This window comes from Isoptericola sp. BMS4 (genome assembly GCF_011634835.1).
Taxonomy (GTDB): domain Bacteria; phylum Actinomycetota; class Actinomycetes; order Actinomycetales; family Cellulomonadaceae; genus Isoptericola.
On record NZ_SIRP01000001.1, the window covers coordinates 131,264 to 148,068 of the forward strand.

Consider the following 16,805-nt stretch of genomic DNA (forward strand, 5'->3'; position numbering starts at 1 on the left):
ACCGGTTACATCTGCCACTATGGCGCGTGGTACCGGTTACATGCAAGCCCCGAGGTGACCTGGACCACGTCCAGACCTACGAAGGAGTAGCGCGTTGGCAACCCTCCCGACCCTGCACGACGACCTCGTCCTGTCCGGCGAGGTCCACTACTTCCGGCTCGACCCCTCCGACTGGGAGGCCCGCCTCGACGCCGCCGTCGCGACGGGCGTCACCACCGTCGCCACGTACATCCCCTGGCTGGTGCACGAGCTGCCCGACGGCTCGTTCGACCTCACCGGCCGCACCCGGGCCCAGCTCGACCTCGGCCGGTTCCTCGACCTGTGCGCGGACCGCGGGCTCGCGGTGATCGGCCGTCCTGGCCCGTTCGTCATGGCGGAGCTCAAGCACGAGGGGCTGCCGTCCAGCCTGTTCCGCGACCACCCGGAGGTGGTGCCGCCCACGTGGGACGGCCGTACCCCGGAGGTCACGGTCGTCGACTACACCCACCCGGCCTACCTCGCGGCGTGCCGACGCTGGTATGAGGCCGTGATCCCGCTGCTCGCGGACCGCACGCCGAGCCGCGGCGGCACCGTCGTCGGCGTCCAGCTCGACAACGAGATCGGCATGCTGCCCTGGGTCACCAACTCCCCCGACCTGTCCGACCGCACCGTCGCCGAGCTCGTGGCCTGGCTCGTCGCCGCGGAGGGCGAGCAGGAGGTCAAGGCGCGCTACGGCCTCGACCCGGCCGACGCCGCGGCGTGGGGCCCGGCGCTGCGGTCCCCCGGCGAGGACGTCGTGCTCGCCCTGCACCGCGACCTCGGCCGCTTCACGCGCGAGAAGTACGCCGCGTACGTGCGGCACCTGGAGTCCTGGGCGCGCGAGCTCGGCGTCGACGTGCCGTTCCTCGTCAACGTCCACGGCTGCTGGGGCGGCGCGGCGAGCATGTTCCCGCTCGGGGTCTCCCAGCTCTGGAAGACGTGGGAGGGCCGCACCGACGTGCTGCCCGGCACGGACTACTACATCGGCGACCTCACGCTGGAGAAGCTGCCCGGCCTCTGGGCGTCGAACGCGTTCGTCGCGGCCACCACGGTGCCGGGCCAGCCCACCGGCAGCATGGAGTTCGAGGTCGGCAGCGGCGACTACGGCGAGTCGCTCGGCGTGAGCAGCGGCCCCGAGGCCGGCCCGCTCAAGCTGCAGACGTGCCTCGCCCAGGGCAACACCTTCGTCAACTACTACCTCCTCACCGGCGGGCGGAACCCGCTGCTGTTCGAGCCGGTCGGGGACGGCAACGACCGCGTCGCGTTCACCGGGGAGCGGCACGGCTTCGCCGCCCCGCTCGGCCCGGAGGGACGCCCGTCGCCCGGGTACGCCCGGCTCGCGGACGCGACCACCGCCGCGACCGCCCACGCCGGCCTGCTGCGCGCCGCCCGGCCCGAGACCCCGCCCGTCACGCTCGGCTTCGTCCCGGACCACTACATGACGGAGTACCGCTACCCCGGCTCCGACCGGGACCGGCGGTTCGTGGCCGAGCTCGAGCGGTTCCGCGGCTCCGGCCCGCGGGAGATCCTCACCCGGGCGCTCGCCGTCGGCGGCTACGCCCCCGACGCGGTGAACCTGCAGGACGACGGCCCGCTGGACCTGGCCCACGACCGCGTGCTCGCCCTCGCGCCCACGCCGTACCTGGACGACGAGATCCAGGCCCGGGTCGCCGACTGGGTGCGCGACGGCGGCCGGCTGCTGCTGCACGGCCCGGTGCCGACGCGGGACATGCTGGGCCGCCCCGCCACGCGGCTCGCGGACGCCCTGGGGATCACCGTCGGCGACCGGCGCGACGAGCGGCCCGGCTACTTCCCGTCCGTGGTCCCGGCCGACGACCGGCTCGCCATGGCCGAGGTGCGCGGCGGCTTCGTGCAGCCGCTCGGCGTCCCCGACGGCGCCGACGTGTTCGCGCGGGTGGCGGCCGCCGACGGCTCCCCGGCCGCGGGCGAGCCGTGCGTGGTCCAGGTGGCGCACGGCGCCGGCCGGGCGCTCGTCGTCGCCGCCGACCTGCCCTGCCTGCTGCCGGTGTGGGAGCGCCTGCTCGCCGGGCTGGGTGCGGAGCCGCTGGTCCGCCCGACGTCGTCCGTGCCGGGCGTCGTCGTGGTCCCGACCGCGACGCCGGACGGCACGCGGGTCGTGCACACCCTCAACGTCTCCCCGTGGGACGCCGAGGTCACGCTGGAGCGCGACGGCCGGGATCTGCTGGCCGAGCCATTGCGGCTGCGCGCCCGCACCGGCGCCTGGCTGGTGCAGGAGCCCGGGGACGCCCACGCGCGGCTCGGCTGGATCGGCGGGACGGAGTGCGCCCGATGACGACGCCGCACTCCCCCACGTCCCCGCACCCCGCGACCGACCTCGCGCCGCGCCTCGGGCGCACGGTGCTCTACCAGATCTACCCGCAGAGCTACGCGGACTCCGGCCGCGCCGGGGCCGACGGCGCCGGTGCGGGGATCGGCGACCTGCCAGGGATCACCGCCCGCCTCGACTACCTGCGATGGCTCGGCGTCGGCGCGGTGTGGCTCGACCCGTGCTTCGTCTCCCCGTTCGCCGACGCCGGGTACGACGTCGCCGACTTCCTCACGATCGCCCCGCGGTACGGCACGAACGACGACCTGGCGGAGCTCACCGAGGAGGCCGGGCGGCGAGGCATCTCGGTGCTGCTCGACCTCGTGGCCGGGCACACGTCCGACCAGCACCCGTGGTTCGTCGCGTCGGCCGACGACCCCGACGACCACCGCTACGTGTGGAGCGACGTCCCCGTCGAAGGGTTCGAGCCGGGCCCCGGGAAGCGCGGCGGGTTCTACCGGCCGAACTTCTTCCCCGTGCAGCCCGCCCTCAACTTCGGCTACGCGCGCACGCACCCGGACGAGCCGTGGCGCCAGCCCGTCGACGCGGAGGGCCCGCGGGCCAACCGGGCCGCCCTGCGCGAGATCATGACCCACTGGTTCGACCTCGGCGTCGCCGGGTTCCGCGTGGACATGGCGGCCTCCCTCGTCAAGGACGACCCCGGCCTGGTGGAGACCGGCCGGCTGTGGCGCGAGACGCGCGACTGGCTCGACCGCGCCCACCCGGGCCGGGTGCTCGTCAGCGAGTGGGGCGACCCGCGGGTCTCCGTCCCGTCCGGGTTCCACGCCGACTTCTTCCTGCAGTTCGGGGGCGACGACGACGGCCTGCCGCTGCGCACGCTGTGGAACAACGGCGCCGGCACGGTCAACCCGTCGTGGGGCGACGTGCCCGCCTGGGCCGACGCCGAGGCCCGCGGCGACGCCGGCACGTTCGTCCGCGCCTGGGAGGAGGCGACGTCGGCGATCGCCGCGACCGGGCGGGGTGGGCTCACCGGCCTGCCGACGTCGAACCACGACTTCACGCGCCTCGTGGCCGGCGAGCGCGACGCCGAGCAGGCCCGCGCCGCCCTCGTGCTGACGCTCACCTGGCCGTCCATGCCGTCGGTCTACTACGGCGACGAGATCGGCATGCGGTTCGTGCCCGGCACCCCGACGCTGGAGGGCTCGCGGCTCAGCCCCACCTACGACCGCGCCGGGTCCCGCACCCCCATGCAGTGGGGCGACCTGCCGCCGGGCCGGTTCGGCCCCGACGTCGCGGAGTCCCGGTACCTGCCGCAGGACCCGGACCCCGGCCGGCCCACCGTCGCCGACCAGCTCGACGACGAGGGCTCGCTGCTGCACCTCGTGCGCCGGCTGGCGCACCTGCGCACCTCGGACGACCGGCTCGACGCGGCGGCGCCCGTCGAGGTGCTGGCCACGGGCTATCCGTTCGCGTACCTGCGCGGCGGCAGCCTCGCCGTCGTGCTCAACCCGGGCCGGGCGCCCGTGCGGATCGACGTGCCCGGCGCCGCCCGGGCGCGCGCCGTCGAGGCCCGCGGGCACCGGACCGACGGCGACACCGTGCACCTCGACGGGCACGGGTACGCCGTCCTCGACCTCGCCTGAACCACCCCGCACCACCGCGACGACGCATCGGAGGGACCCACCCATGACGCACACCACCGCCGCCCCGGACGGCTTCCTGTGGGGCGCCTCGACCGCCGGCCACCAGATCGAGGGCGGCAACACCAACTCCGGCCACTGGCTGCTGGAGCACGCCCCCGACACGCACGTCGAGGAGCCGTCGGGCGACGCCTGCGACTCCTACCACCGGTACGGCGAGGACATCGGGCTGCTCGCGGGCGCCGGGCTCAACGCCTACCGCTTCTCGCTGGAGTGGGCCCGCATCGAGCCCGCCAAGGGCGAGGTGTCCCGCGCCCAGCTCGACCACTACCGCCGCATGATCGACACCTGCCGCGACGCCGGCGTCGAGCCTGTGGTGACGCTGCACCACTTCACCGTGCCGGCCTGGCAGTATCAGGAGGGCGGCTGGTACGCCCCCGACGTCGTCGACCGGTTCCGGTTCTTCACCGAGACGGCGGCGCGGATCCTCGACGACGTCTCCTGGGTGGTGACCATCAACGAGCCGAACATGATGGTCAACCAGGCCGAGGCGAAGATCGACACCGAGTGGGGGGTCAACTTCCCCGGCCCGTCGCCGCACGCCGCGCAGGTCATCGCGGCGGCGCACCACGCGTCCACAGGCGTGCTGCGCGGGCTCGGGCACGTGCGGTCCGGCTGGACCGTGGCCAACCAGGTGTACCAGGCCGTCCCCGGGTACGAGCGCGAGCGTGACGACTGGGGCTACTGGCGCGAGGACTACTTCCTCGAGCAGTCCCGCGAGGACGACTTCGTCGGGGTCCAGTCGTACCTGCGCACCATCATCGGCCCGGACGGCCCCGTGCCGTTCCCCGACGACGTCGAGCGCACCCTCACCGGGTGGGAGTACTACCCGGAGGCGCTGGGCCACGCGCTGCGCCACACCCGCGACGTCACCGGTGGCGTGCCCATGCTCGTCACCGAGAACGGCATGGCCACCTCCGACGACGCCCGCCGGATCGACTACACCACCGGCGCGCTGAGCGGGCTCGCCGACGCCGTCGACGACGGCTGCGACGTCCGCGGCTACCTGCACTGGTCGCTGCTCGACAACTACGAGTGGGGCTCGTTCCGACCCACGTTCGGACTCATCGGCGTGGACCGCGAGACGTTCGCCCGCGCCCCCCGGCCCAGCCTCGGCTGGCTCGGCGACCTCGCGCGCCGCAACGTGCTGCCGCGCACCGCCGCACGGCCCGAGGCCGACGCCGTCTTCGCCGCGACGGTCGCGGCGCCGGCCGCCACCCCTGAACCCGACCCCACGAGGAAGTGAGGACGCACGATGAGGACACGCACGACACGACGCACGCTCGTCACCGCCCTGGCCACCACCGGCCTGGTGCTCGCGACGCTGCCCGGCGGCGCGAGCGCCGACCCCGCTCCCGACCGCGGCGCCGACGGCTCGCAGCGGCTGCTGCGCACCTGGGCCGCGGACACCTGGCGGTCGTTCGAGGCGCTGGCCGTCGAGGAGACGGGCCTGCCCGACGACAACGTCGGCGGCGACCTCGACCCCGCCACCCGCGGCGGCTACACGTCGCCCACCAACATCGGCGCCTACCTGTGGAGCACCGTGGTGGCGCGCGACGTCGGCCTCATCGACGCCGGCGAGGCGCACGACCGCATGGCCACCACGCTGGACACGGTCGCCGGCATGCAGCGGCACGAGCCCAGCGGCATGTTCTACAACTGGTACGACCCGGCCACCGGGGAGCGACTCGACACGTTCCCCGGCGGCGGCCCGATCGACCAGTTCCTCTCCAGCGTGGACAACGGGTGGCTCGCCACCGGGCTGCTGCTCGCCGGCCGCGCCGAGCCGTCGCTCGCCGACGAGGCCGACGCCATCCGCGAGGACATGGACTTCGGCTGCTACTACGACCCGGAGGCGAACCAGATCCGCGGCGGCTTCTGGGACGCCGGGCCCGGCAACGACGCCGCCGTCACCGGCGACTACTGCGGCACGGGCGTCGACGTCTGGTACACCGGCCACCACTACGGCGCGTTCAACACCGAGCCGCGGATCGCCTCCTACCTCGGCATCGCCGCGGGCCAGATCCCGGCGAAGCACTACTTCGGCACGACCCGCGCGTACCCGTCGGACAGCTGCGACTGGTCGTGGACGGAGACCGACGCCGACGGCGAGTGGAAGGAGTACCTGGGCCAGCGGGTGTTCGAGGGCACCCTGCCATATCGCGGCATGCAGGTGGTGCCCACCTGGGGCGGCAGCATGTTCGAGGCGCTCATGGTGCCGCTGTTCGTGCCCGAGGAGGAGTGGGGCCCGCGGTCGTGGGGCGTCAACCACCCGCTGTACGTCCAGGGCCAGATCGAGCACGGCCTCAAGGAGGCCGGCTACGGCTACTGGGGCTTCTCGCCGTCGAACGACCCGGCGGGCGGCTACCGCGAGTACGGGGTGGACCAGCTCGGCCTCGACGGCCCCGGGTACACCTCCGACCAGGAGCGCACGTCCGTGGACCAGCCGTACGCGGGGTGCCGTGAGGGCTCGCCCGCGCCGACGGAGTACGGCGACGGCGTCGTGACGCCGCACGCGTCGTTCCTCGCGCTGCGCTACGCGCCCGGGCAGGCCGTCGCAAACCTGCGGCGGATCGCCCGCGACTTCGACGCCTACGGGCCGGGCGGCTTCTATGACGCCGTCGCCGTGCGCAGCGGGCAGGTCTCGCAGCGGTACCTGGCGCTCGACCAGGGCATGATCATGGCGGCGCTCGGCAACGCGCTCACCGACGACGACGTGCGCCGGTACGTGTCGACCGGGGCGCTGGAGGAGCACGTGCGGCCGCTCATGGCGATGGAGGAGTTCGGCTCCTCCGGCCGCGACTGACCCGCACCGCGGCCTACCCGCCCGGCGCCTCGCGAGGCGTCGCGTGGGTGGGCCGCGCCATGCTGGTCCCATGGAGCTCGAGGTGCGCGGCGAGGTCTTCCAGTGGCGCGGCCCGGCGCCCTACTACTACGTCGCCGTGCCGGACGCGGAGGCCGAGGCGATCGCGGCGGTCGCGCCGCTGGTCACCTACGGCTGGGGCGTGATCCCGGTGACCGGCCGGCTCGGGGCCACGATGTTCACGACGTCGCTCTTCCCGAAGGCCGGCGGCTACCTCGTGCCGCTCAAGGACGCCGTGCGCCGGGCCGAGGGTGTGGGCGACGGCGACGACGTCACCGTCCTGCTCACCCTCGACAGGATCTGACGGCGTCCGACGGGGACGTGGTCAGCGGTCCAGCACCGCGCGAGTGGTGACGTCGGGCCGCAGGTCCAGCCGCCGCAGCAGCTGGGCGTTGAGCGCCACCACCACGGTGGAGGCGGACATGAGGAGCGCACCCACGGACATCGGCAGCACGAAGCCGACCGGCGCGAGCACGCCCGCCGCGAGCGGCACGGACAGCAGGTTGTACCCCGCGGCCCACCACAGGTTCTGCTTCATCTTGCGGTAGCTCGCCCGCGACAGCTCGATCACCGACAGCACGGACCGCGGGTCGTCGCTGGCGAGGATGACGCCCGCCGACGCGATGGCGACGTCGGTGCCGGCGCCGATCGCGATGCCGACGTCGGCCTGTGCGAGCGCCGGGGCGTCGTTGACGCCGTCCCCGACCATCGCGACCTTGCGGCCCTCGCCCTGCAGCTCGGCGACCTTGCTCGACTTGTCCTCCGGCCGCACGCCCGCGAAGTACCGGTCGATGCCGAGCTCGTCCGCCACGGACCGGGCCACGGCCTCCGCGTCCCCCGTGATCATCACGACCTGCACGCCGCGTCGGTGCAGAGCCGCGACCGCCTGGGCGGACTCCGATCGGACCTCGTCGGCGAGCTTCAGCCCGCCGACGACGGCGCCGTCCCGCAGCACGTGCAGGATGATCGCGCCCTCCGCGCGCCACGCCTCCGCCTCGGCCGCCTCGTCGGCACCCTGTTCGGTGAGCAGCCGCGGCCCGCCGACCCGCACCTCGTGCCCGTCGACCGTCGCGACGACGCCGACCGCCGGCGACGACGAGAAGTCGCTCGCGCGCGGCACGTCGAGCCCGCGCTCCTCGGCGGCCCGGACGATCGCCCGGGCGAGCGGGTGCTCGCTGTCCGCCTCCGCGGCGGCCGCCAGCGCGAGGACCTCGTCCGAGCCGAGGGTGGACGACGCCACGTCCGCGACGGTGGGCTCGCCCTTCGTGAGGGTGCCGGTTTTGTCGAACAGGACGGCGTCGACGGTCCGCATGCTCTCCAGCGCGAGGCGATCCTTGACGAGGACGCCGCCGCGGGCGGCGCGCTCGGTGGCGATGGAGACCACCAGCGGGATGGCCAGGCCCAGCGCGTGGGGGCAGGCGATGACGAGCACGGTGATCGTGCGCACGACCGCGTCGTCCGGCATCCCGAGCGCGACCCAGGCGATCGCAGTGAGGACGGCGGCCCCGAGCGCGAACCAGAACAGCCACCCGGCGGCGCGGTCGGCGAGCCGCTGGGCGCGGGACGTCGACGACTGGGCCTCGGCGACGAGCCGCTGGATGCCGGCCAGCGCGGTGTCGTCGCCGGTGGCGGTGACCTCGACGCGCAGCCCCGAGTCGGTGGCGACGGTGCCGGCGGTGACGTCGTCGCCCGTGGCGCGGGCGACGGTGCGGGACTCGCCGGTGACCATCGACTCGTCCATCTCGGCACGGCCGTCCACGACGAGGCCGTCGGCCGGGACGCTGCCGCCCGGGCGGACCAGGACGACGTCGCCCACCCGCAGGTCGGACGGCGGCACGGTGACGACTTGCTCGCCCTCCACCCGCTCGGCCTCGTCCGGCAGCAGCGCCGCCAGGGAGTCGAGGGCCGACGTCGTCTGCGCGAGCGAGCGCATCTCGACCCAGTGGCCGAGCAGCATGATGACGACCAGCAGCGCCAGCTCCCACCAGAAGTCGAGCTGGTGGTCGAGCAGCCCGAGGCTCGCGCCGAGCGACGCGACGAACGCGACCGTGATCGCCAGGCCGATGAGCAGCATCATCCCGGGCGTGCGCGCCTTCAGCTCGCTCACCGCGCCCGTGAGGAACGGGCGCCCGCCCCAAGCGAAGATCACCGTGCCGAGCACCGGGGAGACCCCGTCGACCCAGGCGGCGCCGGGCAGGTCGTACCCGAACAGCGACGCGAACATCGGCGAGAACGCCACCGTCGGGACCGCGAGCACCAGCATGATCCAGAACGGCCGCCGGAACTGCGCGACGTGGTCGCCGTGCCCTCCGTGGCCTTCGTGGCCGCCGTGACCCTCGTGTCCTGCGTGCTCGCCGTGACCCGCGGGCGCACTGGGACCCGCGGGCGCACCGTGGCCGGAGTGGTCCTCGTGATCCATGCGATCCATCGTCGGCGCTGTGCCGTGATCGTGCCCGCGGTCCCCCGTCATGGCGTCCCCTCGCTCGGCGTTCATACCCCCATGGGGTATATCTCCTCGCTGAGCAATATACCCCTGACCGGTATTCCCGTCTATGGCGGCACCGGCTCCTGCCGACCGCGGTCGAGGCGGCGTACGATCCTGTGCCGGACCTGCCGCGACGACGAAGGAGCGCCGTGCCCCACGTGCCCGACCCCGACCGCACGCACCCCACGACGCGTGACGACCTCACCAACGTCGTGTTCCTGAAGAACACGGCGACGTCGCCGTTCCTGGAGGTGGGCGACTACACGTACTACGACGACGAGGGCACGCGACCCCCGTTCGAGCAGGCCAACGTGCACTATCTGTTCGGGCCGCAGCGGCTCGTCATCGGCCGGTTCTCGGCGATCGGCCCGGGCGCGAGCTTCCTCATGCCGGGCGGCAGCCACCCGATGGCGGGACCGTCGACGTACCCGTTCACGATGTTCGGCGGCGACTGGACGGCGAACACCCTCGACACGTTCCTCGCGATCGAGCAGCCGGGCGACACCGTGGTCGGCAACGACGTGTGGATCGGGCGCGAGGCGACGATCCTGCCCGGCGTGACCATCGGCGACGGCGCCGTGATCGGCGCGCACAGCGTCGTGACCAAGGACGTGCCGCCGTACGCGGTCGTGGCGGGCAACCCGGCACGCACGATCCGCGTCCGCTACGACGACGAGGACGTCGCGCGCCTGCTGCGCGTGCGCTGGTGGGACTGGCCCGTCGAGCGCATCACCGAGCACGCCGCGACGATCATGGCCGGCACGCCTCAGGACCTGGAGCGCCTCGGGAACCAGTGAGCGCGGCGCCGCCGATCGCGCGATGACGATCACCCTGTGAGACGTCGACAAGCCGTCCGGCGCCGTCCTCGGTAGCGTTCGCCACAACGACGCCGGCACGGGGACGTGGCGGCGTCCGGCCCACCAGGTCGAGGACGCGAGGAGGCGGAACCGGCACCGTGCCGAGCGAATGTCCGATGTGTACCGTGTGACGCGATGCACACCCCGCACCGGGGCTGACGCGAGGAGAGACACGTGAACGGCATCCCGAGCATCTCCCAGTGGATCCAGGACAACATCATCCCGCTGATCCTGATCCTCATCGCCGCGATCGTCCTGTGGAAGGGCAAGAGCGGTGACATCTCCCGCGTCGTGACCATCGTCGCGTGCGGCCTCATCGGTCTGATCTGGCTCGGTCTGGCGAACACGGGGGCCGGCGAGGCGATCGGTGAGTGGGTCGCCAACATGCTCCGCGGATGACGCCGTGAAGCTGCCCGACGACGACGAGATCTACGACGTCGACCAGACCTATCTCGGCCCGCCGGGACGCTACGTCGGCCGGCTGCGGTACCGGGCGCTGGCCATCGGCCCGCTGCTCATCATGCTCGGGCTCGCGTTCCTCGTGCGCACCGGCATCGGCTTCTCGCTGCTGTCCGTCGCGCTGACGGTCCTGGTCTCCATCCGCCTGGCGCAGTGGATCGTCGACAACACGAGCCAGGAGCGACCCGTCTCCGTGCTCGCGGTGACCATGTCCCACGAGCTCACCGCCCGCCGCGTCCCGACCCGGCGGGTGGCGTCCCGGCGGACGCGGGCCTTCCGGCGGCGCGCCACCCGGATCCAGGCGCCGGACGCCCCGTCGCGACGGGCCGTGCCCCGCGACGCCCGGCCGGCCGCGACGGTCCCCGGCGGCGCGCTCGACGGCACGGTCCCCCGCCGCCGATGGCGGCACTACGCCCACGCCGCGGCCGCCTCGCGAAAGGGGAGCCCCGCATGAGGTTCCGCCTCTTCGGCAAGCCGGCCGACGACGTCGAGGACGACGTCCTCCTCGGCGACGACCCGGTCGAGGGCGACGAGGACGCCTCGGCCTCGGGCCGCCGCGCGGCGCGCCGGGGGCGCGGTCGCCACCCCGACGTCCCCAAGCCGCTCGGCGCGGAGATGGGATGGGCGCTGTCGCGGGTCGCCAACCACGTGACGTTCACCGACAAGCGGATGATCGCCTGGTACGTCCTCGACCCGCAGATGTGGTCCTTCCGCTCCGTCGCGGACGGGGAGCAGCTGATCGTCTCGCACGCCACGCAGATCGCCGACCTCGTGGGCCGCACGATCTACGGCCGCATCACGACCCGCCCCTACCCCGTGCAGGCGTGGGCCGAGGCCGCGTGGAACAACTCGCCCTCCCCGACGGTGGGGTTCGGCAAGATCCTCGAGCGCGACCAGATGCAGCTCCGCGACCGGATGCAGGCCGACAAGCTCGTCTACTACGGCGTCGACCTCGGCGCCCGCTCCACCGCCGTCGACCTGACGTCACGGGTGCTGCCCGACGTCGCCCGGCGCGAGCTGGCCGCGCTGCAGACCCGGCTCGACGACCTCGACGAGACGATGGCCGCGCCCGGGATCGAGGCCGAGCCCGCCCTCGGCAACGACATGGCCTGGCTGCTCGCGCGCTCGTTCGCGCTCGGCTGCCCGGTGCCGCAGCAGGACGTGGTCGAGGAGACCGTCTGGGAGAAGGAGGACCTGGACGAGTTCGCCGGCGGGGTGCAGTGGAGCGCGGAGCCGCTGGCCCAGTCCGTCCGCGTGGACTCGACGCTGAGCGACCAGCCGCTCACCCGGCACGTCGTCGTCCTCACGGTCGGACGCATGGGCGACCTCGCGATCCCGGAGGGCGAGGAGCCCTGGATCGCGAAGACGGACAAGCTGCGCTTCCCCGTCGAGTGGAGCTTCCGCGTCGACGTGCGCGACCCCGAGGAGACGGCCAAGGAGATGCGGCGGCTCTCCGACCGCGTGCTGGCCCAGCACGACCACTACGTGATCGACCACGGCAAGGAGCCGCCGCGCCAGCTCAAGCGCCAGGCGGCCCGCGCGGCGGACGTCGAGGACGAGATGCGCTCGGGCTTCGACGGGCTCTCCACCCGGGTGCGGGGCTGGTTCCGTATCGCCGTCTCCGGCCCCACCGAGGAGGACGCGCTCAAGCGGGCGAAGGCCGTGCAGAACCTCTACAAGCCCGGCATCAAGATCGAGCGGGAGTTCGACCAGTACCGCCTCGCCCGCGAGTTCGTCCCCGGCGAGCCCCTGGCCAACTCGGGGCACACCCGGCGCATGCCCATCCTCAAGTTCGCCGCCGGTGTCCCGGCGGCCACCGCGGAGGTCGGGGACAAGCGGGGCGTCCTCATCGGCTACACCTCGGGCTTCGCCGAGCGCGCCGTGACGTGGGACCCCTGGTACGGGCCCGAGGTCGTCGAGGGGTCCGGGCTCGTGCCCATCGTCGGAGGGCTCGGCGCCGGCAAGACCTGGCTCGCCGGCGGCGTCATCTACAAGACCTGCGCGCAGGGCGTGCCGTGGACGGTGCTGGACCCCTCCGGCCTCCTCGGCCCCCTCGCCGACCTGCCCGAGTTCCGCGGGGTCGCACGCGCCGTCAACCTGCTCGAGTCGGAGCCCGGCGCCCTCAACCCGTACGCCCTGGTGCCCGACCCGCGGCGCGACTGGTACCTCGACGAGGACGACCCCGAGGAGAAGTTCGTCCTCGCCAGGACGGCGGCTGCGGCGCAGCGGCGGGACCTCACGTTCGACACGCTGCTGTGGTGCCTGCCGCCCGAGGAGACGGACTACACCAGCGACCGCGGCAAGGCGGTCCGCTCGACGCTCCGCGACGCGGTGAACGCCGCGGAGGCGCTCTCCTACTCCACCGTCGAGGGCGTGCTCAAGGCGCTGCACAACATCGAGGGCGACGAGGCGCGCACCATCGTGCGGCGGCTGCGCGAGGCCTCCGAGCGAGAGCTCTCCCGGCTGTTCTTCGCCAGCCCCTACCACGGCAACCACGGCGAGAACCTCGCCGACGAGCGCCTCACGATCCTCAGCCTCAAGGGGCTGGCCACCATCGACGAGGCGAAGTCCCGCGCCGAGTGGACGAACGAGGAGCTGCTCAGCCGGCCGATCCTCACGCTCGCCGCGTGGTCCGCGCTACGCAGCGTCTACCGGGTGGACCGGCACGAGCGCAAGGGCCTGTTCCTCGACGAGCTGCACGAGATCACGAAGGTCTCGACCGGCGCGACGCTGGTCCAGAAGACGTCGACCGACTCGCGCAAGCACAACATCGCCGGCCTCGTGTCCACGCAGAACGCCTCCAACGTCATCGGCCAGGACATCAACAACTTCGTCGGCGCCGCCTTCGTCGGCAAGACGACCGACGCCGCGGCCCAGGAGGCCAACTGCCGGCTGCTGAAGCTGCCCACCGGCATGGGCTACGAGTCCGTGTTCGGCGGCCTGTCCAAGCGCCGGCGCCGCTCGGCGGAGCGCGGCACCCCGCGCGAGTTCATCTTCCGCGACGGCATGGGCGGCGACGACGGCCGCGGAGGCATCGAGAAGATCCGCATCGACTACACCAACCACGAGCTCCTGTCGGCCGCGCTCGACAGCACCGCCGACCCGGCGCGACGCCGTGCGGCCCGGTCGCTCGACCAGGCAACGGCGGAGGAGGTCATGACATGACCTCCGGCCCGGGCGTGCTCCGCCGCCTCCTCGGCGTCCTGCTGCTGACGGTCGGCCTCGTCGCGGCCCCGGCCGTCGCGGCGACGGCGTCCGCGAGCACGACCGCGGCCCCCGCGAGCACGACCGCGGCCACCGCCGTCCGGGCGGCCGGCCCGGTGGCGGCGAAGGCCTGCGCCGACGCCCCCGAGCCGACCCGCCCCACCGCGGGGCTGGCCGGGAAGTTCTTCCCGCGCCCGGACACGGCCACCGACGCCGACCCTTTCGACGACCTGGGCGTGCCTCTGAGCGACGTCTACGGCTACTCGTACACGTGGGTCAACTACGACACCGGCTGCCGCCCCGGCTCGGGCGTCGGCCCCGACTTCGGCACGACCGCGGGCAACATCGGCCTCGGCGGGTCGACCGCCGTGGTCGCCTTCACCCACGGCCTGCTCGACCTGGTGGTCGTGCCGGACTGGCTGTCGCCGCTCGACGGCGTGCTCACCGCCGCGACCCAGACCGTGAAGTCGGGGATCTGGTCGCCGTGGTTCGTCGTGGCGGCGCTCGTCGTGGCGGTCTCCCTCCTCTGGGCGGCCGGCCGCGCGGACGTCTCGCACGTCGTCACCAGCGTGGGATGGGCGATGGTGGCCCTCGTCGCCACCACCTACGTCATGAGCTACCCCGTGTCCTCCGCGCAGGCCGTGGACGGGCTGATCGAGACGACCGTGACCGCGTCCGCGAGCGCCGTCGGCGCCCCGACGGCGGGCACGGGCGAGGTGCTGGGGCCGGCGGTCCCGGGCGACCCGGGCGGTACCGCGACGTCCGCCGACCCGGCCTCGGAGGCGCTGAGCCACCTGTTCGACGGGATCAACCGGCAGATGCTGTACGACAGCTGGCTGGAAGGGACGCTCGGGTCGACGACGAGCCACGTCGCGACGGCCTACGGGCCGGACCTGTTCCGCGCCTCGCACCTGACCTGGGACGAGGCCCGGACGGTGGAGGACGACCCCGAGGCGGGTGCCGCGATCATCGACGCGAAGAAGGAGCTGTGGGTCCGGACGGCGGCCGCCGTCGAGCGCGCCGACGGCGCCGCGTACCAGCAGCTCACGGGGAACAACGGCCGGTGGGACGCGGCGGCCGCCGCGATCGTCGGCACCGGCTTCACGATGCCGTTCCTCGCGGTGGCGGCCGTCTTCATCGTGCTGTCGTACGCCGTGGTCCGCGTCTTCGTGCCGGTGGCGCCGGCCGTGGGACTCGTCGCGCTGCTGTACACCGCGCAGGGGTGGGTCGTCACCGTCCTGAAGAACGTGGGGCGGTTCGTGATCCTCGGCCCGCTGTTCTGGGTCGCGGCCCTGGTGAACCTGCTGATCGACAGCGCGATCCTGTCCTCGCAGCTCGCGTGGCTCCTGAAGATCACGCTGTGCCTGGTCGTGATGATCGTGCTGTTCAAGATCCTGCGGCCGGGCCGCACCATCCCGGGGATGGCCCGCCTGCGCCGGATGGCCGGCGCGGGGGCGCGCGCCGCGGTCACGCGCCGGGCCGTGCGGCGGGGGGTCGACGACGCGACGGACGACGACGAGGAGGAGGCGCTGTCCGACGCGCGCCGCCGGCGGTCCGCGCGGGCTCGCGGGGGCCGCCACGACGACAGCCCGGTGGCGGACACGGGCCCGGTGCCCCAGACCGCGGCGGGCACGACCTGGGCGCGGGCCGACCGGGCCGGGCCCCAGCACACGAGCCGGCCGGCGGGACGCCAGGCACGGTCCTCGTCGCCACCGCTGCGTCCCGCGGGAGCGCCGGGCGGGACGGCGGTCGCCGCCGCGACGGGCGCCGCGGTGGGCACGGCCGCGGCGGCGGGCACCGAGGTGGGCGGGCCGCGCCGTCGCCAGTCGGACGTCTCCCCCACGTTCGTGCCTCCCGCCCGGACCCGGCCCGCCCCGTCCCCGGAACCGAGCTCCCGGGGGGTCGGGACGGCGGACCGCCGCCCCGACGCGACGCCGTCCGAGGGCGACGCCGCGAGGACGCCCGCGGCCGCGACGAGGCCCACCACCGCACCGACCCGGCGCGCCCGCCGGGCGGCCGAGGCCGCGGGCGCCGCAGGGGTCGCCGACGGGATCGCGGCGGCGGCCGCCGAGGAGAACCTGGCGAAGCCGTCGTCCAAGACGAGCCCTCCCCCGACGGTCATGCAGCGCTCCGACTCCCTGCCGTCCGGGATCACCGACACGAACACCCGCACGGTCGACGGCGCGCAGGTCTTCGAGCTCTGGCGGCCGCCGGCGGCGGCCGCGGCGGACAACGACGAGGAGTACCGCTGATGTGGCAGCTCATCGCGCCCGTGGTCCGGTGGCCGCTGTACTCGCCCACCAGGCTGGTGTCCGTGGTCGTCGCGGTGCTCGTCGTGACGTTCGTGGCCGGCGAGCTCAACGGCGACGACGTCACGCCGTCGGCGGAGGTGCCGACCGCCACGGCCTCGGCGCCCGCGGCAACCGCGACGCCCGGGGCCGCGCCCTCCGGGGAGACCGCGCCGGCGGCGACGCCGGTCGACCCCGAGCTCACGGCGAGCACGCCGGCCACGGCGGGCACGGGGACCGAGGAGGCAGGCGGTGCGACCGACGCGCTCAGCGACGACCCGGCCGCGGACAATCCCTCGGCCGCGGCGGCGGACGCGGCCGCGGCGTTCGTCGCCGCCTGGGCGCGCCCGGACCTCGGCGCCGCGGCGTGGGGACGGCAGGTGCGTCCCCTGGTCACCGTCGAGATGTGGGACGGCGGCCTCGCCGAGACCGACCCTGCCCGCACCCCCGACACCGCCGTGGCGGGCGAGCCGGTGCAGGTCGCGATCAACGCGGAGGAGGGCATCTTCGACGTCCCGACGACCAGCGGGGCGTGGATCCGCGTGACCGTCGCCCGCGACGGCGAGGGTGAGCCGTGGCTCGCGTCGCGCGTCGAGACGGCCGCGTGACGGCGGGGGGACGCC

General features: G+C 74.1%; 12 protein-coding genes. 11 read left to right on the forward strand and 1 reads right to left on the reverse strand.

Translation table 11 applies throughout. The features are described from left to right. The first annotated feature begins 94 nt into the window (after positions 1-94). The 5 genes from EYB28_RS00605 to EYB28_RS00625 all read left to right on the forward strand — a co-directional run bounded on the left by EYB28_RS00605 (position 95) and on the right by EYB28_RS00625 (position 7,193). Positions 95-2,332, forward strand: coding sequence for a beta-galactosidase (locus EYB28_RS00605; protein ID WP_166843964.1), 2,238 nt, complete (start codon positions 95-97; stop codon positions 2,330-2,332). Next, positions 2,329-3,969 (forward strand): alpha-amylase family glycosyl hydrolase, encoded by a 1,641-nt coding sequence (locus EYB28_RS00610; protein ID WP_166843966.1) that lies wholly within the window; start codon positions 2,329-2,331, stop codon positions 3,967-3,969. The genes EYB28_RS00605 and EYB28_RS00610 overlap by 4 nt, the downstream gene beginning before the upstream one ends. Before the next feature lie 43 nt (positions 3,970-4,012). Next, a complete protein-coding gene (locus tag EYB28_RS00615) occupies positions 4,013-5,272 on the forward strand; it encodes a glycoside hydrolase family 1 protein (protein WP_166843968.1) in 1,260 nt (419 codons plus the stop codon). 9 nt (positions 5,273-5,281) lie between these two features. Further along, positions 5,282-6,832, forward strand: coding sequence for a glucoamylase family protein (locus EYB28_RS00620; protein ID WP_166843970.1), 1,551 nt, complete (start codon positions 5,282-5,284; stop codon positions 6,830-6,832). A 70-nt stretch (positions 6,833-6,902) separates the two neighbouring features. After that, positions 6,903-7,193 carry a DUF1905 domain-containing protein gene (locus EYB28_RS00625; protein WP_166843972.1) on the forward strand — a complete coding sequence of 97 codons (291 nt, stop codon included), beginning with the start codon at positions 6,903-6,905 and terminating at the stop codon, positions 7,191-7,193. A gap of 21 nt (positions 7,194-7,214) precedes the next feature. On the opposite strand, the gene EYB28_RS00630 is transcribed toward EYB28_RS00625, so the two are convergent. Beyond that, entirely contained in the window at positions 7,215-9,359 is a 2,145-nt protein-coding gene (locus EYB28_RS00630; protein WP_205710969.1) for a heavy metal translocating P-type ATPase, read from the reverse strand. A 164-nt stretch (positions 9,360-9,523) separates the two neighbouring features. Between EYB28_RS00630 and EYB28_RS20515 the strand changes: the two genes are divergently transcribed. The 6 genes from EYB28_RS20515 (at position 9,524) to EYB28_RS00660 (ending at position 16,790) form a co-directional block, all read left to right on the forward strand. Next, a complete protein-coding gene (locus tag EYB28_RS20515) occupies positions 9,524-10,171 on the forward strand; it encodes a CatB-related O-acetyltransferase (protein ID WP_304599228.1) in 648 nt (215 codons plus the stop codon). Between the two features lie 234 nt (positions 10,172-10,405). Next, positions 10,406-10,630 (forward strand): hypothetical protein, encoded by a 225-nt coding sequence (locus EYB28_RS00640; RefSeq protein ID WP_166843976.1) that lies wholly within the window; start codon positions 10,406-10,408, stop codon positions 10,628-10,630. 4 nt (positions 10,631-10,634) lie between these two features. Further along, entirely contained in the window at positions 10,635-11,144 is a 510-nt protein-coding gene (locus EYB28_RS00645; RefSeq protein ID WP_166843978.1) for a hypothetical protein, read from the forward strand. After that, a complete protein-coding gene (locus EYB28_RS00650) occupies positions 11,141-13,855 on the forward strand; it encodes an ATP-binding protein (RefSeq protein WP_166843980.1) in 2,715 nt (904 codons plus the stop codon). The genes EYB28_RS00645 and EYB28_RS00650 overlap by 4 nt, the downstream gene beginning before the upstream one ends. Further along, a complete protein-coding gene (locus tag EYB28_RS00655) occupies positions 13,852-16,146 on the forward strand; it encodes a hypothetical protein (RefSeq protein WP_166843982.1) in 2,295 nt (764 codons plus the stop codon). The genes EYB28_RS00650 and EYB28_RS00655 overlap by 4 nt, the downstream gene beginning before the upstream one ends. Then, positions 16,146-16,790, forward strand: coding sequence for a hypothetical protein (locus EYB28_RS00660; RefSeq protein WP_166843984.1), 645 nt, complete (start codon positions 16,146-16,148; stop codon positions 16,788-16,790). The genes EYB28_RS00655 and EYB28_RS00660 overlap by 1 nt, the downstream gene beginning before the upstream one ends. The last annotated feature ends 15 nt before the right edge of the window (positions 16,791-16,805 follow it).

Excerpts from the sequence above, each read along its gene's own strand:
- EYB28_RS00615 (WP_166843968.1), top strand. The coding sequence starts at position 4,013 with ATGACGCACACCACCGCCGCCCCGGACGGCTTCCTGTGGGGCGCCTCG.
- EYB28_RS00610 (WP_166843966.1), top strand. The coding sequence starts at position 2,329 with ATGACGACGCCGCACTCCCCCACGTCCCCGCACCCCGCGACCGACCTC.
- EYB28_RS00630 (WP_205710969.1), bottom strand. The coding sequence starts at position 9,359 with ATGACGGGGGACCGCGGGCACGATCACGGCACAGCGCCGACGATGGAT.
- EYB28_RS00650 (WP_166843980.1), top strand. The coding sequence starts at position 11,141 with ATGAGGTTCCGCCTCTTCGGCAAGCCGGCCGACGACGTCGAGGACGAC.
- EYB28_RS00625 (WP_166843972.1), top strand. The coding sequence starts at position 6,903 with ATGGAGCTCGAGGTGCGCGGCGAGGTCTTCCAGTGGCGCGGCCCGGCG.
- EYB28_RS00655 (WP_166843982.1), top strand. The coding sequence starts at position 13,852 with ATGACCTCCGGCCCGGGCGTGCTCCGCCGCCTCCTCGGCGTCCTGCTG.
- EYB28_RS00660 (WP_166843984.1), top strand. The coding sequence starts at position 16,146 with ATGTGGCAGCTCATCGCGCCCGTGGTCCGGTGGCCGCTGTACTCGCCC.
- EYB28_RS00620 (WP_166843970.1), top strand. The coding sequence starts at position 5,282 with ATGAGGACACGCACGACACGACGCACGCTCGTCACCGCCCTGGCCACC.